Source organism: Pseudomonas sp. DC3200b2 (assembly GCF_049895785.1).
Classification (GTDB): domain Bacteria; phylum Pseudomonadota; class Gammaproteobacteria; order Pseudomonadales; family Pseudomonadaceae; genus Aquipseudomonas; species Aquipseudomonas massiliensis.
This window is the reverse complement of record NZ_JAFCTA010000003.1, coordinates 554807-577477: the sequence shown is the minus strand read 5'-3', so window position 1 is coordinate 577477 and position 22671 is coordinate 554807. Positions and strand designations below refer to the sequence as shown.

Below are 22671 nucleotides of genomic sequence, written 5' to 3'. Positions count from 1 at the left end.
CCACTGTTACGCCCCGCACGGCACACGCCTGCCGTTGCCTGCCCATGGCCGCACTTCAGGTCGCGGGCGTTTCGGTCTCGCCGAAAGGAGGCCCATGGGCATGAGCGACGGCGAAAATCTTATACGAACCGAAGGTACCCCCTTGAGCGCGTGGCAAGGCTCTCAGCGCCTGGCACAGGTTGCGGAAATCGATCTGGATACACTTGCGCCAAGTCATGGCCGAGTCGTGGTAGTGGCGCCCCATCCCGACGATGAAGTACTGGCCTGTGGCGGATTGCTCGCCGCCTTGGCCGGCAGTGAACGGGAACTGGTGCTGATCTCGGTGACCGACGGCGAAGGTAGTCATCCCGGGTCTGCTGTCTGGACACCGGAGCGGCTTAAACAGACCCGACTGAAGGAAAGCCGGGCTGCGCTCAGCGCCTTGGGCCTGGCGGAGGAAAAACTGACCTGGCACCGCCTACATGCTCCGGACAGCCAGGCCGGACGTGATCAGGCCGGGCTTACCAGGGCCATCGCCGCGCTGCTGCGCCCAGGCGACCGGGTGCTTACTACCTGGCGGCATGATGGCCATTGCGACCATGAAGCGGTCGGCCAAGCCTGTCTCGATGCAGCTACAACGGTCGGTGCTCAGGTGGTGGAGATACCGGTATGGGCCTGGCACTGGGCCGCGCCTGAAGACCAGCGCTTGCCTTGGGCGCGCGCCCGGCGCTTGCCCTTGTCCGACGAACATCTGGCTCGCAAGCGCGCAGCCATCGAAGCCCATCACAGCCAACTGGCAGCGGACGCTAGCACAGGCGCGCCCCCGGTACTGAGTGCCGAAGCGCTCAGCCGATGGTTGCAACCCTTCGAACTGGTATTCGTATGAGCGACTCCGAAGACTATTTCGACGAACTGTACGACGGTAACCCGGATCCCTGGGCCTATCGACGTCGCTGGTATGAGAAGCGCAAGCGCGACCTGACCCTCGCCTGCCTGCCTCGCCAGCGTTATCGGCGGGGGTTCGAGCCGGGCTGCTCCAATGGCGAGTTGAGCGCGGCGTTGGCCCTGCGTTGCGACCGCCTTCTGTGCACCGACCTTAACACTCAGGCGGTAGAGCTGACGCAGCGGCGCCTGGCCGGCCATCAGGGCGTGGAAGTGCGACACGGGTCGCTGGACGAGCAGTGGCCGACGGGCGAGTTCGATCTGATCGTGCTCAGCGAAGTGGGCTATTACCTCACTCCTGCGCAGTGGCAGGCGGTGGCCCGGCAGGCTGGGGCAAGCCTCAGTTCCGGCGGTACGCTGCTGGCCTGCCATTGGCTGCATCCAATCGAGGGATGCGCCATGACAGGCCACGAGGTGCATCGTGTTCTGGCCGACTCGCTGGAGCTCGAGTCGCTGGTTCATCACATTGAAAACGACTTCATTCTAGAACTATGGGGCCGCCAACCGGCGGGCTTCGATTTGAGCGAGGTGGTCGAATGATCGGTGTCTTGGTCCCGGTTCATAACGAAGAGCAGTTGATAGGCGCCTGCTTGAGTTCAGTGCTCGACGCAGCGCGTCACCCAGGCCTGGAAGGCGAACCTGTCGAGGTGCTGGTGGTGCTCGATGCATGTACGGACCGCTCCGAAGCCATTGCCATGGCCTTGGGCGTGCATACCTTGACTGTCAACAGCCGCAACGTTGGTCATGCCCGCAGCGTGGGCGCCAGCTACCTGCTGGGCCGCGGCGCGCGCTGGCTGGCGTGTACCGATGCCGACTCCCTGGTTGGTGAGGACTGGCTGTTCAATCAGTTGGCCTTCAATGCCGAGGCCGTCTGCGGCACCGTGCATGTGCAGGACTGGACGGGGCATTCGGAAGACGTGCAGGCGCTCTACACGGCCAGCTACCAGGACCGGGACGGCCATCGGCATATCCATGGCGCCAACCTGGGCGTGTGCGCCAAGGCCTACCGTCGAGTGGGTGGGTTCCGCCCGCTCAGCGCCCATGAGGACGTGCACCTGGTCGAGGACCTGGAGCGCAGCGGTGCTCGCATCGTATGGACTCACCTTAACCGCGTCATTACCAGCGCCCGCTTCGACTGTCGGGCGCAGGGCGGCTTCAGCGACTACCTCAAGGGATTGGCTCAGCAGTTGCAGTCCTGAAGGGTTTGTCGCTACCCAATGGCCTCGATCCGTCAGTACGCCCATAAGGCAGTGGGCGTACGAAGAGGTAAGCCCGCGCTTTCAGGAGGCGCGGGTGCCTTGGAACGCTACCATTTGCCAGCCAGCATTACCCTTGACCCAAACCTGGGTCACGAAACCCTCGGCACGTACCGGCTCGCCGCCGCCTGCCTTCTGCAGGACATTGATCTGGGAGCCGGTCATCAGGGCGACACCTTCGGCCAAGGGTCGAACCTGCAAGACGCCCCGCTCCACGGACAGGTACCGCACGGCGCTGCGGACGTATTCCTGATACTGAACCTTGTTCTGGACCAGCCCGGTGGTGTGTACGTAAACCAGATCATCGGCAAATAGTCGGGCGATGCTCTCATGGTCTTCGCTCATGAGCGCGCGGGCGCGTTCATGTTCCAAGGCAATGAGCTCATCGGCAAGGGTAAGGGCTTCGGCAGTCATGGTGCTGTCTCTCTAATGAGCGCAACGGCGCGCGGGGCTAACCCTATGCGGCCGGTGCGTCCTCGACCAATCGCGTCTGCCCATGGCTGGCAGTGGCATTCGCGATGGTTACGCATGCCACCAATGACGCCTGCCCGTGGCCGCCCGACCTGCCGACCATCATCGGCCCATCCTCGCCACCGGTACGCGAGCTGGCCGTGGCGGCCTACCCGCAGCCTTTCACCTGCATCGCCTGGCCCCTCGTTAGCGATCTTGGCACACCCGTGTTTGTAGGGGCGACGTGTACAAGCCGTGCCGATTGCTCCGCTGGCCCGACCGCCCGAACATGAGCCATGACAGCCAACACGGAGGGCATTGCAAGTGAACGGATCAACCAAGACCGCTATCAGCGGTACTATCGACAACGACGGGTTCTGGCCGGACATCGCCTTGCATTCCGTAGCCGCTGCCCTGGCGTTGGAACATGTGCCGACCACACGCCTCGAACAGGGGGTGCTCGATGCCATGGCTGAGCTCAACTGCCTGTTGCGCCCTTTCAAACAACGTAGTCGCGCTCAGGGCTACATCACCGTCGAGCAGGTCCCGATCGCTTCCCCCCGGCCGGCGGGCACTCTGTCGAGCCTTTACCGACGGGCGCTTTATTGTCAGGTAGGCGCCTCGCTATGCCCGCGCTGGGCCAGACAATGCCGCGTGACTGCGGCCGACTACCAGCGCAGCCGCAATCGAGCCGTCTGCGTGCTGCTCGAGCAAGCTTGAGCCAGACCAGGCCGAAGCGCCCTTTCCTATCTATTACGAGGACCGGCATCATGCCTGACAAAGCAAACACTTGCGCATGCCTTTCCGCTTGGGTGGGTCAGCATTGGCCTATCGTGTATGCCGCCCTGCTGGCCGGGACCATTTCTGCGCTGAGGGTGATCTATCGCCAGGGAAGCCTGCGTCGCACGCTCGTTGAAGCCTTGCTGTGCGCTGCCCTGACCTTGGCGGCGAGTTCAGGCCTGGCGCTGCTGGACATCGCCGACAGCGCCGCGCCCTTCGTGGGAGGTTTGGTTGGTTTACTGGGAGTAGAGGCGATTCGTGCCCTCACGCTGCGCCTGCTTGGAAGGCATGTAGGTCCTCCGTGAGCCAGCCCCCGGGGCCATTGGCGCAGATCCGGTCTGCAGGTAAAACGAGACTGCACGCCTCAGAAGCAACGGCGACGGCTTCAGCTCCGTTTGAGCGCAGCCTTGACCAGAATGAACAGCACCCGGTGCAAGTGCTGTCGATCACGCCGGGGTAGAAGCCTGTACAACCTTATCAACGTGCGTTCCGTTTTGTTGAACCGGAATTCGACCGTGGGGCTCTTTTCAAACTGCTCGGGCATGTACCTATTCCTGAGGGGAGGCACAAGATTGACCCTTGGCGACTCGCCGCAGCTGCCGAGAAAAGTCTGAGAAACGAGCGCGAACGTCCCATGCCGGTTATCTACCGGGCGGCCAGCATGCGCTCCAGGATATGGTCCAGGGTTTCGCGATCCCGAACACTGACATCGCGGTAGCGGCTGAGCAAAAGCGCCTCTCGCGGGGCAAGCTTGACGCTGCTGGCAGCCCGCCCGCCGCTAATGATGTAAAGCACGTCAGCCCCGGCTTCCAGCACCTTTGCCAGGTATTCGGCATCCGGGCTGCGATCACCCTTTTCATAATTGAACTGGCTGGTCTTGGCAACACCGGCCAGTGCGGCAAAGTCGGCTTGGCTAAAGCCCAAGCGTTGCCTTTCTTCCTTGAGCCGATCACCTATTTTCAACAAAACGAACACCTCGACTCTTGACGGTTCAACATACGTTGAATACCGTCTATCCAATGCATACCACATCCATAAGCGGAATATGCTATGAGCCCTTACCCGGAGCAAGTACAGACAGGTACCGGTCCGCGCATTCGGACCGCCCACCCCTTCTCGACCACAGCGTTCGTTCAGCCTATTGCGGGATCTGCCAGCCGCATGGTCCGAGGCGTGGCGGCCTGGAATTCAAGTGAGGCACCGCGCCGATCCTCAGGCCGCCTCCACGGCGCCTACCCATCATGAGCGTGTATAAGCTGGTTTGCCCTCATTGCCAGGGAAAAATGCGCATACGCACTAGCGAAGGCACCCATGTGTTCCTGCGCATCGCGTACTTGCAATGTATGAACGAAGGCTGTGGATGGGCCTGCCGCGCCCAATTCGAGATGACCCACGAGCTCAGCCCGTCAGCGATGCCACGTCCTGATGTTCGGTTGCCAAGGGCGAGCCGCTGTCGGACTACCGTCCCGGAGCGCGCCGGGGCCGATGCTCGCAAGGATCGAGCCCGGACCGGTTGCGCTCCATTTGCCGAATTCCACCGGACATCCGTGGAGACGTCCGCGCCGGACTGATCCTCGTTCCAGATACCTCGCTTGAATGAACAGGATGCCAAGGCCCGTTCCTTGTGCAAGGAGGCCCCATGCACGCCAGAAAGCGCCTCGGGCGCGCACTTATCGTCATCTTCGTCGAAGCGCTGGCCATGGCGAGCCTGATCTTCGTCATGGCCTACGGCGTTCCCCTGGGTGCGGAGCTGATGCGAACGCTAGAGATAGCGCCGCCCTTCTGATAAAGGAGTACACACATGCACGTTGACCTCAATAGCTGGACATTGACCTCTGCTTGCGGCGCCCCCGACAAGACTGCCTATCGGACCTGTCGCGTTACAAGTGATAGCGGAATCGTTCAGGCCATCCGGGAATGGGAAGCCAAGGTCGCCGCCTTCGAAAATGCCAAACAACGCCTCGGCCATCTGTTGCGCGGCACGCCCGTGTCCTTTACTTGGTTGCAGGGGCGCTTCATCGGCGGCATACAATTGGTCGGCGGCGTCGAACTGGATCGCCACTGGCGCCGCGCGGACCGCTATGGCGCGCGGACGTTACGCTTGCGGGCACGCATTCCCACGAACCTCAGGCTGCTGACGCCGAGCACCATTCAAGATAAGCATGAACGCCTTCTGGGTATATGGCATCAACACTGCCCGGCACGCATAGATGCCGACCCGACCTGGCAAGCCCTAGGAATCGGCCCTGGGAGCATATCGTTGTGGGGCGGCGATTTCTTCGTACAGGGGGAGCGGGCCTACGTGCGGCTGGGCTTCGAGCCTCAGCTTGATCAACCAGGGCTGGAATGGCTCGCCGATGCCGATCCTGTCGCTCCCGAAGAATTCGCGGACTTGCATAACCAGCGGAGCGTGGCGGCTTGAGGTGGGGCCCTACCCTGGCCTGCAGTGGAGTGCATTGAAGGCTCGGGTTTCCTGATAAACTGGGTCACCAGCTCGAAACAGCCGAACCTGGGCAGTGCACCCACAGGGCCGTTGCTACGTTTCGCTTCCTGATCGATGCCACAAGCACTGGTACATGAAAGCTTGAGGCCGCGTCACTACGTACCAACGGCCCGTCAAAACCGGCGCAAGCGGTTTCGAATCAGCCATTACCAGACATTTCAAAATGACCTCAAACCCTTCCCCAACCCCAGCCCCCACGCGCCCTGCGCTCTCCCGGCGCTTTTCCGTCGCGCCCATGATGGATTGGACCGATAGACACTGCCGGTTCTTCCTTCGCCAGCTATCGCGCCACGCCCTGCTCTACACTGAAATGGTTACCACGGGCGCCTTGCTCAACGGCGATACCGCTCGCTTTCTGCAGCATGACGCGGCTGAATACCCGCTTGCCCTGCAGCTCGGCGGCAGCGTCCCGGCGGACCTGGCCGCCTGCGCCAGGCTGGCCGAGGCCGCCGGTTACGATGAAGTCAATCTGAACGTGGGCTGCCCCAGCGACCGGGTGCAGAACAACCTGATCGGCGCCTGCCTCATGGCTCATCCGGAGCTGGTCGCCGAGTGCATCGCGGCCATGCAGGATTCGGTGAGCATTCCCGTCACGGTCAAGCATCGAATAGGCATCAATGGCCGCGACAGTTACGCGCAACTCTGTGACTTCGTTGGCAAGATCGCACAAACGGGCTGCAACAGCTTCACCGTGCATGCCCGCATCGCCATTCTCGAAGGATTGTCTCCCAAGGAGAACCGCGACATTCCACCGCTGCGCTACGAGGTGGTCGCGCAGCTAAAGCGGGATTTTCCGCAACTGGAGATCATCCTCAATGGCGGGATCAAGACGCTGGAAGAGTGCGCGACGCATTTGCAGACGTTCGACGGCGTAATGCTGGGCCGGGAGGCGTACCATAATCCTTACCTGCTCGCCGAGGTAGATCAGCGCCTGTTCGGCAGTGACGCACCGGTAATCAGCCGCAGCGAGGCATTGGCGCGGATGCGGCCCTACATTGCCGCCCATGTCGCCAGTGGCGGAGCCATGCACCACGTGACCCGACACATGCTGGGTCTGGCGCAGGGCTTCCCGGGCGCCCGGCGCTTCCGCCAGCTGTTGTCGGTAGACATCCACAAGGCCGCCGACCCGCTGGCGCTGCTGGATCAAGCCGCCGCCCTGCTCGAAGGTCGCTGATCCGGAACCGATGGCGGCGGCCGCACTCGAAGGGTCGTATCTTTTAGTGCCCGGGCCCGTTGAGAGGCCGTCGGCGCTGGGGTAATGTCGTCAAACCTAAAGGACAGAGAACGCTCATGACTTCCAAGCTGGAACAACTGAAACAATTCACCACCATCGTGGCTGATACCGGTGACCTGGACGCCATCAAGCGCCTCAAGCCCCAGGACGCCACCACCAACCCTTCTCTGCTGCTCAAGGCCGCGAGCCTGCCGGGCTATGCCGAAGTGCTGAAGAAAACCATCAGCGAAGCCAAGGGTGACGTGGGCGTGGCCGCCGATGCGCTTTCCGTGGCGGTGGGCGGGGAAATCCTCAAGGCCATCGAGGGCCGTATTTCCACGGAAGTGGACGCGCGCCTGTCCTTCGACACCCAGGCCATGTTGAGCAAAGCCAACCACCTGATCGAACTGTATGAAAAGGCTGGCGTAAGCAAGGACCGCGTTCTGATCAAGCTCGCCTCCACCTGGGAAGGCATCCGCGCCGCCGAGCAGCTTGAGAAGGATGGCATTCAGTGCAACCTCACCCTGCTCTTCTCCTTCGCCCAGGCGGCCGCCTGTGCGGATGCCGGCGTTTTCCTGATTTCGCCCTTCGTTGGCCGCATCTATGACTGGTACAAGAAGGCGAACAACACCGACTACACGGGTGCCGAGGATCCGGGCGTACAGTCCGTGACGCGCATCTACAACTACTACAAGGCCAACGGCTATGACACAGTGGTCATGGGCGCGAGCTTCCGCAACACCAGCCAGATCGAACAGCTGGCCGGTTGCGACCGGCTCACCATCAGCCCCGACCTGCTGGACAAGCTGCAACAGGACGAAGGCAGCCTGGAACGCAAGCTGACCCCCGGCACCGCGGGAGAAGCGAAGCTGCAATTGGACGAAGCCAAGTTCCGCTGGCTGTCCAACGAAGACGCCATGGCCACGGAAAAGCTCGCCGAGGGCATTCGCCAGTTCGCGCGGGATCAGGAAAAGCTCGAGACGCTCATCCGCGAATACAAGGGCTAAGCCTACCAAGGGCCGGCTGGCGGATGGGCTTGATGCTCCAGTCGCCAGCCGCGCTGGCTCCTACCGGTAAAACCGCCAAGACCTGACGCTTAGGTCAGCTACGCTCCAGAGCGTTGACCAGGTCATGGAAGGCCTCACGGTTGGAGTCATTCAAGCCCATCAGGATCTTGTGAGCCTCCAGTACCTTGGACCGCACGACGTCCTCGGATTGATCCTGCGACGGCAGGTCGGTCAGACATTCCGGACAGGGGATGGGCCGGTCCACGATATTGAATACCTGATCGAAACCCATGGAACTCAGCAGCCGCGTGATGTCCTCATGGGTGGTGACCACGGTGGGCAATAGCCCGACCTTTTGCCGTGACAGAATGGACAGCTTGGCCAGCAGGCCAAGCGTGGTGCTGTCAATGCTTCGGGTCTCGGTGAGGTCGATCACGATGGCAGAGAAGTCCAGGGCGGAGAAGATCCGCTCGATGGTGGCATCCAGGGCCGAACAAAGGGTAAGCCGCACTTCCCCGACGAACTTGAGGACAAAGGTGCCACTCTGTTCGGCGAACTGGATTCTACCGGTACTCATTCAAAATTCCTGCTAAGCACCAACATGGCGATGTCGTCCGGCATCTCTCCAAGGGTGGCCAATCCGAACTTCTGACGCAAGCCGTCCAGGCTCCCGCCCGCGGCCTTGACGATTTCCGGCAAGGCAGCTTCTTTGTCTTTGAGCGTGTCTCCAGGCAAAAGATCCAGAATGCCATCGGAGAACAGGGTAAGGCTGAAGCGCTCCGGAAGAGCGATTTCGTGGTTGCTGTAGCTTGCCTCATCGAACAGCCCCACGGGCAGCCCACGCCCTTCCAGGTAACGCGACTGGGCGCCATCGAACAGCACGGGGAGCGGCAAGTGGCCGCCAATGCTGTAGGTCAGCGTGCCACTCTGTTCGTCGATGACGCCCCCGACCATGGTTACGTGCTTGCCCAGCTTGCAGTTGATCAGCCCCCGATTGATATGCGAGAGCACATCCGAAGGCCGGAAGTGCGGCATCAATCCGTTGCGCCTAGATTCGAACATCAGGCGTGTGGTCATGAATTTCAAGAGCACGGTGACGAAAGCCGACGAAGCGCCATGCCCGGATACGTCCGCCAGATAGAAGGCCACTCGTTGCTCATCGACCCGGAAACAATCAACGAAGTCCCCGGAGAGGTACAGCGAGGGGATGATCTGGTGCTCGAACCGAAAGGCGCCCGTGACCCAGGGATTGACCGGCAACATGTTCATCTGCACCTGGCGGCCGGCGTTCTGGTCCTCCTGGAGCAGATGCAGGCTCGCCTCCAGCTCGCGGTTGGCGGTTTCGAGCTTTTCGCGGTAGCGCTGGTTTTCCCGCATCAGCCGGGACCGGTCCAGGGCACGATGCACGGAATGCTCCAGCACGGCCAGGTCTTCCAGAGGCTTGATCAGATAATCCGCCGCCCCCAGGCGCAAGGCCTCCACCGCATCGCTCATCACCCCTGCCCCGGAGACCACGATCACCGGCACCCCAGCACCTCGCTCGCCTATCTGACGAATGATGTCGAGGCCACCGACCTGAGGCATGCGCAGGTCGCAGATGACCAGGTCCGGCTGGGCTTGCTCGAACATCTCCAGGCCGCGCAGGCCATTGTTCGCCTGCAGGACGTGGAAGCCGCTGTCTTCGAGGTAGGCGGCAAGGCTGGCCCGCACTACATCGTCATCGTCGATTATGAGCAGCGTTGCACTGGAGTTTTGCATTTGGGCAAACGGCGCCAGAAATGGGTTGGCATCAGGAAGGCTCGGCCGGGGCAGAACGGCATCACTGGTTTTCTTTTCTGGCCCCTCAGCTATGGTGTAGGCCAAACTGACCTGCACGGCAAATATTGGAGGTGCCTGGTAAGGCGCAGACGGTACTCCCATCCGCCGGGGGATTCAAGCGGGCACCGATGGTCGCAAGGCCCCTTTACACCTTAATTAAGGCAGCGTTATAAAACCGTGAAAGTTTTTCCCCCCATCGAAGGAAGAGAACATGGGCCAGCTGGACCAGCAGTACAGCGAGAAACGGGATTTCATCCGCATGACCGTGGATGCGGAAGTCACGGCCACGGCGCACGGTAAGCGCATCCAGGCGGTATGCCACGACCTGTCGGGCAACGGCATCCAGTTGCGTGCCCGATGCCAGTGGCAACTGGGCGACCGCGTGCAGGTGCACCTGCCCTCACATTCCAAGGACCTGGCCGACTACGATGCCATGACCGAAGTAGTACGCGTGGAGGACTTGCCCAACGGCGAGCGGATACTGGGCTTGAGCGTCATCAAGCACTGAAACGAAGGGGCCTGGAACGGCCCCTTTTTTGATCCAGGTCAGAAATCGTCCTCGACCTGCCCGTCCTTGACCTTGAATTCCCGGTTCTGCAGGTAGGCATTGCGCAGGAACAGGTACTTGTCCCCGTTGATCAGCTTTTCGGCAGACAGCAGGCTGGCGCGGGTATCGACGATATCGACCCCCAACAGGGTATTGCGGGTCGGCACGTGGTCGATGTAGCGGTACGGCCGGGCGTAGGTATCAGGGTACTTGCCGACAGCATCACGCACCGTGCTGGGGCCGAAGAACGGCAGCATCACATAGGGCCCGCTCGGCACGCCCCAGTACCCCAGCGTTTGCCCGAAGTCCTCGTCGCTGCGCTGCAGGCCCATGCGGGTACCCACGTCGAAAAAGCCCAGCAGGCCGAAGGTGGTATTGAAGATGATGCGCGCCGTATCCTTGCCCGCGTCCGCTGGCTTGGCCTGCAGCACATTGTTGACCAGGTTGGTGACATCGCCCACGTTGCTGAACATGTTGTGGATGCCGTCCTCGAGGAACTGCGGAGTCACCGCCTGATAGCCCTTGGCGAGGGGCTTGAGGGTATAGGTGTCCAGCGTATCGTTGAAACGGAAGATGGCTCGGTTGACCCCTTCCCAAGGGTCCTCCTCGGCAGCCAGGCCCAGGGCGGGCACCATGGCCAGCCCGGCGGCGAGGCAAGTACCGGCGAAACGGTGAAGCAGGGCGCTACCCTTGACACGCATAATCGATTCCTCATGGATAAAGGCGTGCGACCCGCGCCCGCCCATGGCAAAACCCGAGCAGTATAAGGCCTAAGCGGCCACCGCGCAGGCGCGCGAGCAAGGCACTGACCTAAGCTTATGATGACAACGGGGATTTTTGACCGTTCGCCACGGTCAATGGCTGTGCTGACCTCAAAGGAGACCCCCTATGCCAGCCCGCGAACTACAGAATCAACTGGCTGCGCTACGCGAAGAACTCGAGCGCAACCCGCCCGCTACGTTGGAGGAGCGCGCAGAGCTCAATGACCTGATGCAGCAGATCGAGGCGCGCATGCAGCTCGAAGATGCCACGCAAAGCGACAGCCTCGTAGACGGAGTGAACCTGGCCGCCGAGCGTTTCGAAGTGGAGCACCCCGGCCTGGCCGGAGCGCTGCGCAACATCATGCAAACACTTGGCAATATCGGAATCTGAAACGCGGGTTACTGCCGCGCCAGTCGGCGATTGTCGAACGCGGTTTCATGGGTGCTGCGGTAGGGGTTGATGTCCAGTCCGCCGCGGCGCACATAGCGAGCGAAGACCGTCAGGCGCTCTGGTTGTAGCAACTGCAGAAGGTCCAGGAAGATGCGTTCGACGCACTGCTCGTGGAAGTCCGAGTGTTCGCGAAAACTGACGACGTAGGCCAGGAAACTGGCGTGATCCAAAGCGGGGCCCTTATAGGTGACGGCCAGGCTGCCCCAATCCGGCTGGCTGGTGACCGGGCAATTGGACTTGAGCAGATGGCTGTGCAGGCTTTCTTCCACGATGCGACCAGATTCGCAGCGCAGCAGCTCGGGACGTGGATGGCTGTAGTCCTGTACAGAGATATCCAGTCCGTCCACGCATAGGCCCGGCAAGCCCCCCAGCCCTTCGGCCTCGACCTCGGTCAAGGGCCGCACGCGTACCGCCACCGGCCTGCCGGCTGCCGTGGAGAGGTCGGCCTCCAGGCAGGCCTGCAAGGCATCCACCGAAGCGAATACGGTCTGGTTCAAGGAGTTCAGGTAGAGCTTGAACGACTTGGACTCGATGATGTTGGGCGAGTCGGCCGGGATCGCGAACTCACCAATTGCAACGACGGGCTTGCCGGACGGCAACAGCCAGGACAGCTCATAGCAGTTCCAGAGATCCACCCCTGTATAAGGCAGGGCGCTGGCGGTGAGGCCCAGCTCGGCCCATTTGGCGGCGCGGGGTATAGGGAACAGCAGGCTGGGCGTGTAGCTCGAGACATACTCGCTGGCTTTGCCCAGGGGTGAATCTTCGGCGGCGGGGTGCATCGACGGAACCTTAGAACAGGGAAGCCGCCATTCTACTCGTTGATCAGGGCTGCGCTAGCCACCGCTGCTGGCCGTCGATCAAGATTTTGCATCGGCGCCATGTCGGTTCTGGACTTGTGACCTGGCGCTTCGTGAACGATGCTTGCTGACTTGCAGTGCAATATTAGTCAACCGATCGACCGAGGCCGACCATGAAAACCGTAGCGCAATTGCTCAAGCTCAAAGCCCACCAGGACGTGTTCACCATAGGCCCGGACCAGATAGTCCTCGATGCCTTGAAGCTGATGGCGGAAAAGAACGTCGGCGCCCTGCCCGTGGTTGAAGGCGGAACCGTGGTTGGTGTCGTCAGTGAGCGAGACTATGCGCGCAAGATGGTTCTGGCCGGGCGCTCTTCCGCCGGTACGCCTGTGCGAGCCATCATGAGCGCTCCGGTGGTCACGGTGAGGCCGAGCGAAGGCATCGAAGCCTGCATGAGCATCATGACCGAAAGCCACCTTCGTCACTTGCCGGTGGTGGAAAACGGCCAGCTACTGGGCCTGCTGTCCATCGGCGACCTGGTCAAGGAAGCCATCGCCGAGCAGGCCAGCCTGATCCAGCAGCTGGAGCAATACATTAGGGGCGAATGATGCCTTCGCCCGAGGGCGCCAGCGAAGCCGACACCTATTCGCGAAGCGCGATGGCAGGCTGGATCTGCGACGCTCGCCATGCCGGGTAGAGGGTGGCCAGGAAGCTCAGCACTAGGCCTGCGCCACTCACCAGCAGTACGTCTTGCCATTGCAACTGGGAAGGCAGGTTGCTGATGAAATAGACGTCCGAGGTAAAGATATGCTGCCCGGTCAGGCGCTCCAGCCAGCCCACTACCTGACTGACGTTCAAGGCCAGGATGATCCCCAGTACGCTGCCTACCAGGGTGCCAATCACGCCGATGATGCTGCCCTGGACCATGAAGGTGCCCATGATCTGCTGGGGCGTGGCGCCAATGGTGCGCAGGATGGCGATGTCGGTACCCTTCTCGTTCACCACCATCACCAGGGTCGCGATGATATTGAAGGCGGCCACGGCCACGATCATCAGCAGCAATAGCCCGATCATGGTCTTTTCCATCTTCATGGCGCTGAACAGGCTGCCCTGGGTGTGGGTCCAGTCATCCGGATGGTAGCCCTGCCCCAGCGACCCGGCCACGGCGCTTGCCACCTGGGGCGCGGCCCAGAGGTCACGGACTTTCAAGCGCACGCTCTGCACCTGCCCCGGCGACCACTTTTGCAACTGCGCGGCGTCGGCCATATGGATGAGCGCCAGCGAGCCATCGATTTCCGCGCCTACCTTGAAAATACCCACAACGTTCAGCCGTTGCATGCGTGGGGTGATCCCCCCCGGGGCCCCGCTGAGCTCCGGCACGATCAAAGTGAGCTTATCCCCTACTCCCAGGCGGAAACGGCGAGCCGTGATATCGCCGATCACTACTCCGAACTCGCCCGGCACCAGCGCTCCAAGGCTGCCCTGGGTAACATGACTGGCAACTATGGATACCTTGCCCTCTTCGGCCGGGTCTATTCCACTCAACTGAATGGGCTGCATCGCACCTTTGTAGGAAAGCATGCCGTCGAGCTCAGTAAAGGGCGCGGCGGCCATCACTTCCGGGTTGCGCAAGGCCGCTTCGGCCACCGGACGCCAGTCGTCGATGGGCGTATTACCTACCACGGTGGCGTGGGGCACCATGCCGAGAATGCGGTTGCTCATTTCCCGCTGGAAGCCATTCATGACCGACAGCACCACGATCATGGCCAATACCCCAAGGCCCAGGCCGATCATGGAGGTCATGGAAATGAAGGAGATGAAATGATTGCGGCGCTTGGCCCGGGTATAGCGAGCGCCGATAAAAAGGGGCAAGGGTCTGAACATGGGCGCACCGTATGCAAGGAAATAGGAGGCGCGGCGCGCCTCCGAAAGTTACAGAGGGACCAAACGGCCCCCGTCCAGCTTGAGTACCCGGTCCATCTGCCGTGCCAGGTTGGGATCATGGGTTACCACAAGGAACGCGGTACGCAAGGAGCGGCTCAACTCGAGCATCAGGTCCTGGATACCCTGGGCAGTGTGCTGGTCCAGGTTGCCGGTGGGTTCGTCGAGCATGACCAGACCGGGACGATTGACCAGCGCCCGGGCGATGGCCACGCGTTGACGTTCGCCACCGGACAGCTCGGCGGGCTTGTGCGCGAGGCGGTGCCCGAGACCGACCCGCTCGAGCAATTCAGTGGCGCGCTGGCGCGCCTCGGGAATCGGCGCGCGGCCGATCAGCAATGGCATGCATACGTTTTCAAGCGCAGTGAATTCGGCCAACAGGTGATGGAACTGATATACGAAGCCCAGGGCGCGATTGCGCAGCAGGCCGCGGTCCCGCTCGTTCAGCGCGGACAGTTGCTCGCCCGCCAGCCAGACACTGCCTTGGCTGGGCGTGTCGAGGCCGCCGAGCAGGTTGAGCAAGGTGCTCTTGCCCGACCCCGAGGTGCCAACGATGGCCACCCGCTCGCCGGCATGCAGCTCCAGCTCCAGGTTGGAGAGCACCACCACGGACTCCGGGCCTTCTTCATAGGCCTTGCCCAGGTTGCGGCAGCTCAATACGGCTTTATCACTCATGGCCAGATCACTCATAACGTAGCGCCTCCGCGGGCTGGGTACGCGCCGCGCGCCAGGCCGGGTACAGGGTGGCAAGGAAGCTCAGGGCCAGGGCCGCGCCGCAGACCAGCACCACGTCCTCGGCCATCAACTGGGAGGGGATGTAATCGATGAAATAGACGTCCGGGTTGAGGAATTTATGCCCGATCAGGCTTTCCAGCCCGGCGATGGCCCGGCTGACGTTGAGCGCGCCCAGCATGCCCAGCGCGCCGCCGACCAGGGTCCCGATCACGCCGATGATGCTGCCCTGGACCATGAACACAGCCATGATCTGCCGCGGTGTCATGCCCAGGGTACGCAAGATGGCGATGTCACCGCGCTTGTCGTTGACCACCATGACCAGGGTCGAAATGATGTTGAACGCCGCCACCGCCACGATCAGCAGCAACAGGAGGCCGATCATGTTCTTTTCCATGCGTATGGCCTGGTACAGGTTGCCGTGGGTACGGGTCCAGTCCCGGGTGTAGTAGTCGTCTCCCAGGTCATGGGCCAGCTGGTAGGCACCGCGCGGCGCCTCGAACAGGTCATCGAATTTCAACCGCAACCCTTGTACCTGTCCTGGCTTCCAACGGTGCAGGCGGCCCAGGTCTTCGAGGTTCGCCAGCCCGAGATAGCCGTCGATTTCCCCGGCGCCCACATGGAAAATACCGGTGACCGTGAACCGCTTCATCCGGGGGAACATGCCTGCCGGGGTCACCGTCACCTCCGGGGCCACGAAGGTGACTTTGTCGCCCACCTTCACCCCTAGCCTGGCTGCCGCCTTGTCACCCAACATCACGCCGAAGCCGCCGCTGGCCAGGTCGCTGAGCCGGCCCTGGCGCAGGAAGCCGTCGATGATGGAAACCTTGTTTTCCTGAGCCGGGTCGATACCGTTGAGCAGGACTTTCTGCACCTTGCCGTCATGGGTGAGCAACCCTTGCAGTTGAGTGAAGGGCGCCACGGCCGCCACTCCCGGGAAGCGTTCCGCCTTTCGGGCTAGAGTCGGCCAGGCATCTATGGGCTGACCTGCCTCGATGGTCGCGTGCGGCACCATGCCCAGCACGCGATTGCGCATTTCCCGATCGAAGCCGTTCATCACCGACAGCACCACGATCATCACGATCACGCCGAGCGCCAGGCCGGTCATGGAAGTCAGGGAAATGAATGAAACGAAGTGATTCCGACGCTTGGCGCGTGTGTAGCGCGCGCCAATGAAGGCAAAAAGAGGTCTGAACATGTAAGTGCTTGTTCGAGTGAAAGGAACATCCGTGTGGCGAGGCCGCTCTGGCGGTCGTACACTCGGACCACAACCGCCAACTTGGGTTCGCCATGCCGACACCAGATGAAGCAGAGCGCCGCGAATACTACCGTATCGAGGATCGCATCGCACTTGAAATAACCCCCTTGAACGCTGGCGATGACCCGGCCGACGAGGGCTCCCCGCTGTTCAACCTGCTCAGCGAACTGCACCTGAGCGAGTTCGAATCCCAGCATCTGCTGCGCCAGCTGGGTGACACTCACCGTGCTCTGGGCGGCTTCCTCAAGGCCCAGAACAAACGCATCGACCTGCTCAGCCAGGTGGTCGCCCAGATGCTGATGGGCTCGCTGGGCGAGCCACGCCCTGTAGTGATGTCTGAAGCCGGGCTGGACTTCCAGCATGACACCCCCTACGCCCCAGGTACCCGCCTGGACCTGAAAATGGCCTTCATGCCCCAGGCGCTGGGCATGATGCTGCGCGCCCGGGTGGTGCACTGCGATCCACTGGCCGATGGCGGCTTCGCCATCGGCGTGGAATTCGAAGGCAGCACTGATGCCCAGCGTCAGTTGCTGGCCCGTTACGTTCTGCAGAAGCAGGCGATGGAACGTCGCCAGGCCCGCGACCAGGCTCTGGACGCGGTCTGACCCTCTCTCTACAAGGAACCAGCTGTGACCCTGATCTACGGCCACCGCGGCGCTAAAGGCGAAGCCCCCGAAAACACTCTGGCCAGCTTCCAGGCCTGCCTCGAACATGGCGTCAAGCGCTGCGAGCTGGACCTGCATCTGTCCAGCGATGGCGAACTGATGGTGATCCATGATCCCACCCTAAAGCGCACCACGGATCGCCGCGGCAAGGTAGTGGACTACAGCGCGCAGGAGCTGACCGCGCTCGACGCCCGACGTGGCGGCCCAGCCTGGCCACGCCCATGCCCCATCCCCCGGCTGGAAACATTGTTCGAGAAATGCCCTTTTGAGCACTGGCAGCTGGAGGTAAAAAGCGCTTCACGCACCCGGGCCGCGACCACGGTCCTGGGCATCCGGGAGCTGGCCCAGCGCTACGGGTTGCTGGACAGGATCACCATCACTTCCAGCTCGCGGGAAGTGCTGCGCGCGGCCACGGACCTGGTGCCGGATATCGCGCGCGGACTGGTGGCCGAATACGCCTGGCTGGACCCGCTCAAGGTGGCCCAGAACTACGGCTGCCGGCTCCTGGCCCTGAACTGGACGTTGTGCACCCCTGAGCGCCTGCTCAAGGCGCAGCGCCTGGGGTTGCATGTGTCGGTATGGACGGTGAACGAGCCGGCGCTGATGCGTCGGCTCGCCGACTTCGGCGCGGACAGCCTGATCACAGACTTTCCCGGTTTGGCCAGCGCCACCCTCGAGAATCGCTGAAGGCCTGCGCCCCGGCCGGCTCGGGCCACCGGCCGGAGCCGCTCAAAAAAGCCGGTTCAGGCCGTCGTAGGCTGCTACCCGGTAGGCTTCGGCCATGGTCGGATAGTTGAAGGTGGTGTTGACGAAATACTTGAGCGTATTCATTTCACCTGGCTGGTTCATGATTGCCTGGCCGATATGGACGATTTCCGAGGCCTGGTCGCCGAAGCAATGCACACCCAGCACGGCCAGGGTTTCCCGGTGGAAGAGGATCTTCAGCATGCCCACCGGCTCACCGGAGATCTGCGCCCGGGCCATGCCCTTGAAGAACGCCTTGCCAACCTCGTAGGGGATCTTCTCGGCGGTCAGCTCCTGCTCGGTACGGCCGATGGAACTGATTTCCGGGATGGTGTAGATCCCGGTAGGCACATCATTGACGAACCGCCAGCTGCCGTTCTCCACAATGCTTCCCGCGGCGGAGCGGCCCTGGTCATAGGCGGCGCTGGCCAGGCTGGGCCAGCCGATCACATCTCCGGCGCCGTAGATGGTCGGCACGCTGGTGCGATAGTTTTCATCGACCTCGATCTGGCCACGACTGTTGACCTTGATGCCGATATTCTCCAGGCCCAGGCGATCGGTATTCCCGGTTCGACCGTTGCACCATAGCAAGGCGTCGGCCTTGATCTTCTTGCCGGATTTCAGGTGCAGGATCACGCCCGTTTCAATGCCTTCGACCCGCTCGTATTCTTCCTGGTGCCGCACCATCACATTGTTGTTGCTGAAGTGATAGCTCAGGCCCTGGGAGATTTCCGAGTCGAGGAAACTCAGCAACTGCTGGCGGTTGTCCACCAACTCCACCAGAACGCCGAGGCCGCTGAAGATGGACGCGTATTCACAACCGATGACGCCCGCGCCATAGATGATCAATTTACGGGGCGTGTGCGTGAGGCTCAGGATGGTGTCGCTATCGTAGATGCGTGGGTGGTTGAAATCGATGTCCGCCGGACGATACGGCCGCGACCCGGTGGCGATGATCACCTGCTTGGCCACCAGCTTTTCCTGGGCGCCGTTGGGGCAGATGACCTGGATGGTCTGCTCGTCGGAGAAGCTGCCGCTACCGAAGAAGACGTCGACGCGGTTGCGCGCATAGTAGCTGGTGCGCGAGGCCACCTGCTTGGCGATCACCCGCTCGGCGCTCTTGAGTACGTCCGGGAAGGAGAACCAGCGCGGCTCGCCGATGGCCCGGAACATTTCGTTGGTATTGAACTGGATGATCTGTTTGACCGAGTGCCGCAGCGCCTTGGATGGAATGGTGCCCAGGTGGGTGCAGTTACCGCCCACCTGCCGACGGTTGTCCACCATCGCTACCTTGCGCCCCGCCTTGGCGGCGTTCATGGCCGCCCCCTCGCCCGCCGGGCCCGAGCCCAGCACCACTACATCGTAGTTGTAGACAGCCATGCGTACTCCTTTAGAACAGGCCGCGGCGCGATCGGCCCACGGCTCGGGATGCCCGGTCCGGCATCGAATCGTTATGCAACCCAGGCTTTGTACGAAAGCCGGCCAGCTTCGTTGCCTGCCGTCTTTCGTACAAGGCCTAGCCAGCCTGCACGGCGCGAACATTACCCCTTAGTCGGACACTTGGCTATCTCGGCCGCACGACAATTGTAGTTACTGGAACCGTAATAATCGCCTTGGCTTGCCGCATGAGGAATCGAAGCGGGCGAACGGATTTCATTTGCCCCGGTCCATTCGATACACATATGGTTACAAATCCGCCTACGTACGGCAGAGGGATAGGTCGCCTGTGACGCGCCTGTCTCAATCAGGAACTCCCCTTACACCAAACGATGATCGGGTACCTCCATGGCTTCTTCTCCTGGCAAGGGCAAGGCGATTTTTCGCGTTGTCAGTGGCAATTTCCTCGAAATGTTCGATTTCATGGTGTACGGCTTCTACGCCACGGCCATTGCCGCCACCTTCTTTCCTACCGACAGCGCCTTCGCCTCGCTGATGCTCTCTCTCGCCACCTTTGGCGCCGGCTTCCTGATGCGGCCCCTTGGAGCCGTTGTGCTGGGCGCCTACATTGACCGGCATGGCCGTCGCCAGGGATTGATCGTGACCCTTGGATTGATGGCGATGGGCACCTTGTTGATCGCGCTCGTGCCCGGTTACGCCAGCATCGGCGTACTGGCGCCTGTGCTGGTACTGATCGGGCGCCTGCTGCAGGGCTTTTCAGCCGGGGTTGAACTGGGCGGTGTGTCCGTTTACCTGGCGGAGATCGCGACCCCCGGGCGTAAAGGATTTTTCGTCAGCTGGCAGTCGGCGAGCCAGCAAGTGGCAGTCATCTTCGCTGGGCTTCTCGGCGTGATCCTGCACCAGGTGCTCTCGCCAGAGCAGATGAGCCAATGGGGCTGGCGAGTGCCCTTCCTGATCGGTTGCCTGATCGTACCCGTGATCTTTCTTATCCGCCGCTCGCTGGAAGAGACGCCTGAATTCCAGGCACGAACCCACCGGCCGAACCTGCGCCAGGTGCTGACTTCCATCGGCCAGAATTTCGGACTGATCATCGCTGGCATGGCCATGGTGGTAATGACCACGGTGTCCTTCTACCTGATCACAGCCTACACGCCCACCTTTGGCAAAGCCGAACTGCACCTGTCTGAGTTCGATGCCCTGCTTGTCACCATGTGCATTGGCCTGTCCAACTTCATCTGGCTGCCTGTGATGGGCGCGCTGTCCGATCGCCTCGGTCGCAAACCCTTGCTGGTGTCTACCACCGTGCTGGCCATGCTTACGGCCTACCCCTTGCTGTCCTGGCTGGTCAGCGCTCCAAGCTTCGCTCACTTGCTGCTGGTGGGCCTGTGGCTGTCGTTCCTCTATGGCGCCTATAACGGCGCCATGGTCGTGGCACTGACCGAAATCATGCCCAAGGAAGTACGCACGACCGGGTTCTCCCTAGCCTATAGCCTGGCAACGGCTACCTTCGGCGGCTTTACGCCAGCGGCCTGCACCTGGCTCATCCATGCCCTGGGCAACCAGGCAGCGCCTGGGCTGTGGCTCAGTGGCGCGGCGGCGATGGGGTTGATCGCCACCTTGGTGCTGTTCCGCAACAAGGACGCCCGGCTGCGGATGGCAGAGGCGGCATAGCGGGTCATCATTCGCCTACACACGATACCGGGCCAAGCCAGCCTGGCCGGGCGCCACGGCCGTAACCGACCCACGGCCATTGGCGCGAACAAGACAGTAGGCAACAAAAAGCCCCGACCTTCTCAGGCCGGGGCTCTTCGTTTCAAGCAGCGATCAGTGTGGGAAAGCCGGCGGGTTCACCCCGGCCATGTCTTCCATCACGCGGATCACCTGGCAGCTGTAACCGAACTCGTTGTCGTACCAGACGTAGAGCACCACACGGTTGTCGTTGCAGATGGTAGCTTCGGCATCGACGACGCCAGCATAGCGCGAGCCCACGAAGTCGGTGGACACCACCTCGGTGGAGGTGACGAAGTCGATCTGGCGGGACAGGTCCGAATGCAGCGCCACATAGCGCAGGTATTCGTTCACTTCCTCGCGGCTGGTGGACTTCTCCAGGTTCAGGTTCAGGATGGCCATCGAAACGTTCGGCGTAGGCACGCGAATGGCGTTGCCGGTCAGCTTGCCGGCCAGCTCCGGCAGGGCCTTGGCCGCGGCGGTGGCGGCGCCGGTCTCGGTGATCACCATGTTCAGCGCGGCGCTGCGGCCACGCCGCTCGCCCTTGTGGAAGTTATCGATCAGGTTCTGGTCGTTGGTGTACGAGTGAACCGTTTCGACATGCCCGTTGGCGATGCCGAACTTGTCGTTGATCGCCTTGAGCACCGGCACGATGGCGTTGGTGGTGCAGGACGCGGCCGAGACGATCTTGTCTTCCGGCGTGATCAACGCGTGGTTGATGCCATGCACGATGTTCTTCAGCTTGCCCTTGCCGGGCGCGGTTAGGATCACGCGGTCGATGCCGGGGCATGCCAGGTGCTGGCCCAGGCCCTCGGCGTCGCGCCATACACCGGTGTTGTCCACCAGCAAGGCGTTCTGGATGCCATACTGGGTGTAGTCGACCTCGTTGGGGGCCTTGGCGTAGATGACCTGAACCAGGTTGCCGTTGATGTTCAGGGTATTGTGTTCTTCGTCCACCATGATGGTGCCGTCGAACGAGCCATGTACCGAGTCACGACGCAGCAGGCTGGCCCGCTTGTTGAGGTCGTCGCTGGAGCCCTTGCGGACCACGATGGCACGCAGTCGCAGGCCATCGCCACCACCGGTCTTCTCGATCATGATGCGCGCCAGCAGGCGGCCGATGCGGCCGAACCCGTAGAGCACCACGTCCTGCCCCTTGCGATGGCCGGCTTCGGTGGTTTGCTTGCCGACTACTTCGGCCAGTTCGTCGCGCACGAAAGCCTCGGCGCTACGGCCATTGCCTTCGGCCTTGAACTTGACCGCCAGCTTGCCCAGATCGACCGAAGCGGCGCCCAGCTTCAATTGGCTCATGGCCTGAAGCAGGGGGAAAGTCTCGTGGACCGACAGCTCGCTTTCATCCGCCTGGCGATGGCGGGCGAAGCGATGGGCCTTGAGGATCGCAATCACGGAGCGGTTGATCAGGCTCCGGCCATAGATCGAGGTCACCACGTTATTGTTGCGGTAAAGCTGACCGATCAACGGGATCATCGCCTCGGCAAGCGCTTCACGATCGATCCATTCACCAAGACACTGGTCGGGCTTCTGAGTCACGGGAACCTTCCACATGTAGGGGGAGAAAAAAGGAGCTACATTATGGCTTCGGCCGTTGCGGCAAAGCAATGCGCTCGCGTCATAACGGCTGCATAGACACTTTCGCGCATTCGAAGTTCTGGCCGGCGAGCAGCTTCTTTTGCACCCCGT

General features: G+C 61.9%; 27 protein-coding genes. 16 read left to right on the top strand and 11 right to left on the bottom strand.

Going from position 1 to position 22671, the window contains the following annotated elements; genetic code table 11:
- Positions 1 to 94: 94 nt before the first annotated feature.
- The 3 genes from ACP691_RS12020 to ACP691_RS12010 are packed head-to-tail and all read left to right on the top strand — an operon-like array spanning position 95 to position 2120.
- Complete coding sequence (locus ACP691_RS12020) at positions 95 to 865, top strand: PIG-L deacetylase family protein (protein ID WP_426149638.1); 771 nt, start codon at positions 95 to 97, stop codon at positions 863 to 865.
- Positions 862 to 1461, top strand: coding sequence for a methyltransferase domain-containing protein (locus ACP691_RS12015; RefSeq protein ID WP_426149637.1), 600 nt, complete (start codon positions 862 to 864; stop codon positions 1459 to 1461). The genes ACP691_RS12020 and ACP691_RS12015 overlap by 4 nt, the downstream gene beginning before the upstream one ends.
- Entirely contained in the window at positions 1458 to 2120 is a 663-nt protein-coding gene (locus ACP691_RS12010; RefSeq protein ID WP_040260689.1) for a glycosyltransferase, read from the top strand. Before ACP691_RS12015 ends, ACP691_RS12010 begins: the two co-directional genes overlap by 4 nt.
- An 81-nt stretch (positions 2121 to 2201) precedes the next feature.
- Here ACP691_RS12010 and ACP691_RS12005 read toward each other — a convergent pair whose 3' ends face one another.
- On the bottom strand, positions 2202 to 2591 hold the full coding sequence (locus tag ACP691_RS12005) for a nuclear transport factor 2 family protein (protein WP_426149636.1): 390 nt from the start codon (positions 2589 to 2591) through the stop codon (positions 2202 to 2204).
- Between the two features lie 360 nt (positions 2592 to 2951).
- Between ACP691_RS12005 and ACP691_RS12000 the strand changes: the two genes are divergently transcribed.
- Complete coding sequence (locus ACP691_RS12000; protein ID WP_426149635.1) at positions 2952 to 3347, top strand: head completion/stabilization protein; 396 nt, start codon at positions 2952 to 2954, stop codon at positions 3345 to 3347.
- A gap of 50 nt (positions 3348 to 3397) precedes the next feature.
- Positions 3398 to 3712 carry a phage holin, lambda family gene (locus tag ACP691_RS11995; protein WP_426149634.1) on the top strand — a complete coding sequence of 105 codons (315 nt, stop codon included), beginning with the start codon at positions 3398 to 3400 and terminating at the stop codon, positions 3710 to 3712.
- A gap of 340 nt (positions 3713 to 4052) precedes the next feature.
- On the opposite strand, the gene ACP691_RS11990 is transcribed toward ACP691_RS11995, so the two are convergent.
- The gene (locus ACP691_RS11990) at positions 4053 to 4370 is read right to left on the bottom strand and encodes a helix-turn-helix domain-containing protein (RefSeq protein WP_426149633.1); all 318 of its coding nucleotides are present in this window, start codon (positions 4368 to 4370) and stop codon (positions 4053 to 4055) included.
- 278 nt (positions 4371 to 4648) lie between these two features.
- Between ACP691_RS11990 and ACP691_RS11985 the strand changes: the two genes are divergently transcribed.
- The 5 genes from ACP691_RS11985 to tal all read left to right on the top strand — a co-directional run bounded on the left by ACP691_RS11985 (position 4649) and on the right by tal (position 8130).
- Positions 4649 to 4978, top strand: coding sequence for an ogr/Delta-like zinc finger family protein (locus tag ACP691_RS11985; RefSeq protein WP_426149632.1), 330 nt, complete (start codon positions 4649 to 4651; stop codon positions 4976 to 4978).
- A 68-nt stretch (positions 4979 to 5046) separates the two neighbouring features.
- Positions 5047 to 5193: a hypothetical protein gene (locus tag ACP691_RS11980; RefSeq protein ID WP_157395808.1), complete on the top strand. Its 147-nt coding sequence runs from the start codon at positions 5047 to 5049 to the stop codon at positions 5191 to 5193.
- Between the two features lie 15 nt (positions 5194 to 5208).
- The gene (locus ACP691_RS11975) at positions 5209 to 5829 is read left to right on the top strand and encodes a hypothetical protein (protein WP_426149631.1); all 621 of its coding nucleotides are present in this window, start codon (positions 5209 to 5211) and stop codon (positions 5827 to 5829) included.
- 244 nt (positions 5830 to 6073) lie between these two features.
- Positions 6074 to 7084: a tRNA dihydrouridine(20/20a) synthase DusA gene (gene dusA / locus ACP691_RS11970; RefSeq protein WP_426149630.1), complete on the top strand. Its 1011-nt coding sequence runs from the start codon at positions 6074 to 6076 to the stop codon at positions 7082 to 7084.
- 116 nt (positions 7085 to 7200) lie between these two features.
- On the top strand, positions 7201 to 8130 hold the full coding sequence (gene tal / locus ACP691_RS11965; protein ID WP_426149629.1) for a transaldolase: 930 nt from the start codon (positions 7201 to 7203) through the stop codon (positions 8128 to 8130).
- 94 nt (positions 8131 to 8224) lie between these two features.
- On the opposite strand, the gene rssC is transcribed toward tal, so the two are convergent.
- Complete coding sequence (rssC, locus tag ACP691_RS11960; RefSeq protein ID WP_040260694.1) at positions 8225 to 8707, bottom strand: anti-sigma factor antagonist RssC; 483 nt, start codon at positions 8705 to 8707, stop codon at positions 8225 to 8227.
- Positions 8704 to 9888, bottom strand: coding sequence for a two-component system response regulator RssB (gene rssB, locus ACP691_RS11955; RefSeq protein WP_426149628.1), 1185 nt, complete (start codon positions 9886 to 9888; stop codon positions 8704 to 8706). Before rssB ends, rssC begins: the two co-directional genes overlap by 4 nt.
- 271 nt (positions 9889 to 10159) lie before the next feature.
- On the opposite strand from rssB, the gene ACP691_RS11950 reads away from it, so the two are divergent.
- Positions 10160 to 10456 carry a PilZ domain-containing protein gene (locus ACP691_RS11950; protein ID WP_426149627.1) on the top strand — a complete coding sequence of 99 codons (297 nt, stop codon included), beginning with the start codon at positions 10160 to 10162 and terminating at the stop codon, positions 10454 to 10456.
- A gap of 38 nt (positions 10457 to 10494) precedes the next feature.
- Here the strand turns inward: ACP691_RS11950 and ACP691_RS11945 are convergent, their stop codons facing one another.
- Positions 10495 to 11196 carry an MlaA family lipoprotein gene (locus ACP691_RS11945; protein ID WP_426149626.1) on the bottom strand — a complete coding sequence of 234 codons (702 nt, stop codon included), beginning with the start codon at positions 11194 to 11196 and terminating at the stop codon, positions 10495 to 10497.
- Positions 11197 to 11383: 187 nt separating this feature from the next.
- Between ACP691_RS11945 and ACP691_RS11940 the strand changes: the two genes are divergently transcribed.
- A complete protein-coding gene (locus tag ACP691_RS11940) occupies positions 11384 to 11647 on the top strand; it encodes a DUF4404 family protein (RefSeq protein ID WP_040260697.1) in 264 nt (87 codons plus the stop codon).
- A gap of 8 nt (positions 11648 to 11655) precedes the next feature.
- Here the strand turns inward: ACP691_RS11940 and queF are convergent, their stop codons facing one another.
- The gene (gene queF / locus ACP691_RS11935; RefSeq protein ID WP_426149625.1) at positions 11656 to 12486 is read right to left on the bottom strand and encodes an NADPH-dependent 7-cyano-7-deazaguanine reductase QueF; all 831 of its coding nucleotides are present in this window, start codon (positions 12484 to 12486) and stop codon (positions 11656 to 11658) included.
- Positions 12487 to 12677: 191 nt separating this feature from the next.
- Here queF and ACP691_RS11930 point away from each other — a divergent pair, with 191 nt between their 5' ends.
- Positions 12678 to 13112 carry a CBS domain-containing protein gene (locus ACP691_RS11930; protein WP_426149624.1) on the top strand — a complete coding sequence of 145 codons (435 nt, stop codon included), beginning with the start codon at positions 12678 to 12680 and terminating at the stop codon, positions 13110 to 13112.
- Positions 13113 to 13146: 34 nt separating this feature from the next.
- Here ACP691_RS11930 and ACP691_RS11925 read toward each other — a convergent pair whose 3' ends face one another.
- From ACP691_RS11925 to ACP691_RS11915, 3 genes are read right to left on the bottom strand one after another with little or no spacing between them, the layout of a single operon-like run.
- Positions 13147 to 14388 (bottom strand): lipoprotein-releasing ABC transporter permease subunit, encoded by a 1242-nt coding sequence (locus tag ACP691_RS11925; protein ID WP_426149623.1) that lies wholly within the window; start codon positions 14386 to 14388, stop codon positions 13147 to 13149.
- Positions 14389 to 14436: 48 nt separating this feature from the next.
- The gene (gene lolD, locus ACP691_RS11920) at positions 14437 to 15120 is read right to left on the bottom strand and encodes a lipoprotein-releasing ABC transporter ATP-binding protein LolD (RefSeq protein WP_426149622.1); all 684 of its coding nucleotides are present in this window, start codon (positions 15118 to 15120) and stop codon (positions 14437 to 14439) included.
- A 7-nt stretch (positions 15121 to 15127) separates the two neighbouring features.
- Positions 15128 to 16375 carry a lipoprotein-releasing ABC transporter permease subunit gene (locus tag ACP691_RS11915; protein WP_426149621.1) on the bottom strand — a complete coding sequence of 416 codons (1248 nt, stop codon included), beginning with the start codon at positions 16373 to 16375 and terminating at the stop codon, positions 15128 to 15130.
- A 92-nt stretch (positions 16376 to 16467) separates the two neighbouring features.
- Here ACP691_RS11915 and ACP691_RS11910 point away from each other — a divergent pair, with 92 nt between their 5' ends.
- A complete protein-coding gene (locus ACP691_RS11910) occupies positions 16468 to 17040 on the top strand; it encodes a PilZ domain-containing protein (protein ID WP_040260703.1) in 573 nt (190 codons plus the stop codon).
- Between the two features lie 24 nt (positions 17041 to 17064).
- A complete protein-coding gene (locus ACP691_RS11905; protein WP_426149620.1) occupies positions 17065 to 17787 on the top strand; it encodes a glycerophosphodiester phosphodiesterase in 723 nt (240 codons plus the stop codon).
- A gap of 42 nt (positions 17788 to 17829) precedes the next feature.
- On the opposite strand, the gene sthA is transcribed toward ACP691_RS11905, so the two are convergent.
- Positions 17830 to 19224, bottom strand: coding sequence for a Si-specific NAD(P)(+) transhydrogenase (gene sthA / locus ACP691_RS11900; RefSeq protein ID WP_040260705.1), 1395 nt, complete (start codon positions 19222 to 19224; stop codon positions 17830 to 17832).
- Between the two features lie 405 nt (positions 19225 to 19629).
- On the opposite strand from sthA, the gene ACP691_RS11895 reads away from it, so the two are divergent.
- Positions 19630 to 20913: an MFS transporter gene (locus ACP691_RS11895; RefSeq protein WP_426149619.1), complete on the top strand. Its 1284-nt coding sequence runs from the start codon at positions 19630 to 19632 to the stop codon at positions 20911 to 20913.
- A gap of 153 nt (positions 20914 to 21066) precedes the next feature.
- Here the strand turns inward: ACP691_RS11895 and ACP691_RS11890 are convergent, their stop codons facing one another.
- Positions 21067 to 22536 carry a glyceraldehyde-3-phosphate dehydrogenase gene (locus ACP691_RS11890; protein WP_426149618.1) on the bottom strand — a complete coding sequence of 490 codons (1470 nt, stop codon included), beginning with the start codon at positions 22534 to 22536 and terminating at the stop codon, positions 21067 to 21069.
- Between the last annotated feature and the right edge of the window lie 135 nt (positions 22537 to 22671).

Excerpts from the sequence above, each read along its gene's own strand:
- ACP691_RS12020 (WP_426149638.1), top strand. The coding sequence starts at position 95 with ATGGGCATGAGCGACGGCGAAAATCTTATACGAACCGAAGGTACCCCC.
- ACP691_RS12015 (WP_426149637.1), top strand. The coding sequence starts at position 862 with ATGAGCGACTCCGAAGACTATTTCGACGAACTGTACGACGGTAACCCG.
- ACP691_RS12010 (WP_040260689.1), top strand. The coding sequence starts at position 1,458 with ATGATCGGTGTCTTGGTCCCGGTTCATAACGAAGAGCAGTTGATAGGC.
- ACP691_RS12005 (WP_426149636.1), bottom strand. The coding sequence starts at position 2,591 with ATGACTGCCGAAGCCCTTACCCTTGCCGATGAGCTCATTGCCTTGGAA.
- ACP691_RS11995 (WP_426149634.1), top strand. The coding sequence starts at position 3,398 with ATGCCTGACAAAGCAAACACTTGCGCATGCCTTTCCGCTTGGGTGGGT.
- ACP691_RS11985 (WP_426149632.1), top strand. The coding sequence starts at position 4,649 with ATGAGCGTGTATAAGCTGGTTTGCCCTCATTGCCAGGGAAAAATGCGC.
- ACP691_RS11980 (WP_157395808.1), top strand. The coding sequence starts at position 5,047 with ATGCACGCCAGAAAGCGCCTCGGGCGCGCACTTATCGTCATCTTCGTC.
- ACP691_RS11975 (WP_426149631.1), top strand. The coding sequence starts at position 5,209 with ATGCACGTTGACCTCAATAGCTGGACATTGACCTCTGCTTGCGGCGCC.
- dusA (WP_426149630.1), top strand. The coding sequence starts at position 6,074 with ATGACCTCAAACCCTTCCCCAACCCCAGCCCCCACGCGCCCTGCGCTC.
- tal (WP_426149629.1), top strand. The coding sequence starts at position 7,201 with ATGACTTCCAAGCTGGAACAACTGAAACAATTCACCACCATCGTGGCT.
- rssC (WP_040260694.1), bottom strand. The coding sequence starts at position 8,707 with ATGAGTACCGGTAGAATCCAGTTCGCCGAACAGAGTGGCACCTTTGTC.
- rssB (WP_426149628.1), bottom strand. The coding sequence starts at position 9,888 with ATGCAAAACTCCAGTGCAACGCTGCTCATAATCGACGATGACGATGTA.
- ACP691_RS11950 (WP_426149627.1), top strand. The coding sequence starts at position 10,160 with ATGGGCCAGCTGGACCAGCAGTACAGCGAGAAACGGGATTTCATCCGC.
- ACP691_RS11945 (WP_426149626.1), bottom strand. The coding sequence starts at position 11,196 with ATGCGTGTCAAGGGTAGCGCCCTGCTTCACCGTTTCGCCGGTACTTGC.
- ACP691_RS11940 (WP_040260697.1), top strand. The coding sequence starts at position 11,384 with ATGCCAGCCCGCGAACTACAGAATCAACTGGCTGCGCTACGCGAAGAA.
- queF (WP_426149625.1), bottom strand. The coding sequence starts at position 12,486 with ATGCACCCCGCCGCCGAAGATTCACCCCTGGGCAAAGCCAGCGAGTAT.
- ACP691_RS11930 (WP_426149624.1), top strand. The coding sequence starts at position 12,678 with ATGAAAACCGTAGCGCAATTGCTCAAGCTCAAAGCCCACCAGGACGTG.
- ACP691_RS11925 (WP_426149623.1), bottom strand. The coding sequence starts at position 14,388 with ATGTTCAGACCCTTGCCCCTTTTTATCGGCGCTCGCTATACCCGGGCC.
- lolD (WP_426149622.1), bottom strand. The coding sequence starts at position 15,120 with ATGAGTGATAAAGCCGTATTGAGCTGCCGCAACCTGGGCAAGGCCTAT.
- ACP691_RS11915 (WP_426149621.1), bottom strand. The coding sequence starts at position 16,375 with ATGTTCAGACCTCTTTTTGCCTTCATTGGCGCGCGCTACACACGCGCC.
- ACP691_RS11910 (WP_040260703.1), top strand. The coding sequence starts at position 16,468 with ATGCCGACACCAGATGAAGCAGAGCGCCGCGAATACTACCGTATCGAG.
- sthA (WP_040260705.1), bottom strand. The coding sequence starts at position 19,224 with ATGGCTGTCTACAACTACGATGTAGTGGTGCTGGGCTCGGGCCCGGCG.
- ACP691_RS11895 (WP_426149619.1), top strand. The coding sequence starts at position 19,630 with ATGGCTTCTTCTCCTGGCAAGGGCAAGGCGATTTTTCGCGTTGTCAGT.
- ACP691_RS11890 (WP_426149618.1), bottom strand. The coding sequence starts at position 22,536 with ATGTGGAAGGTTCCCGTGACTCAGAAGCCCGACCAGTGTCTTGGTGAA.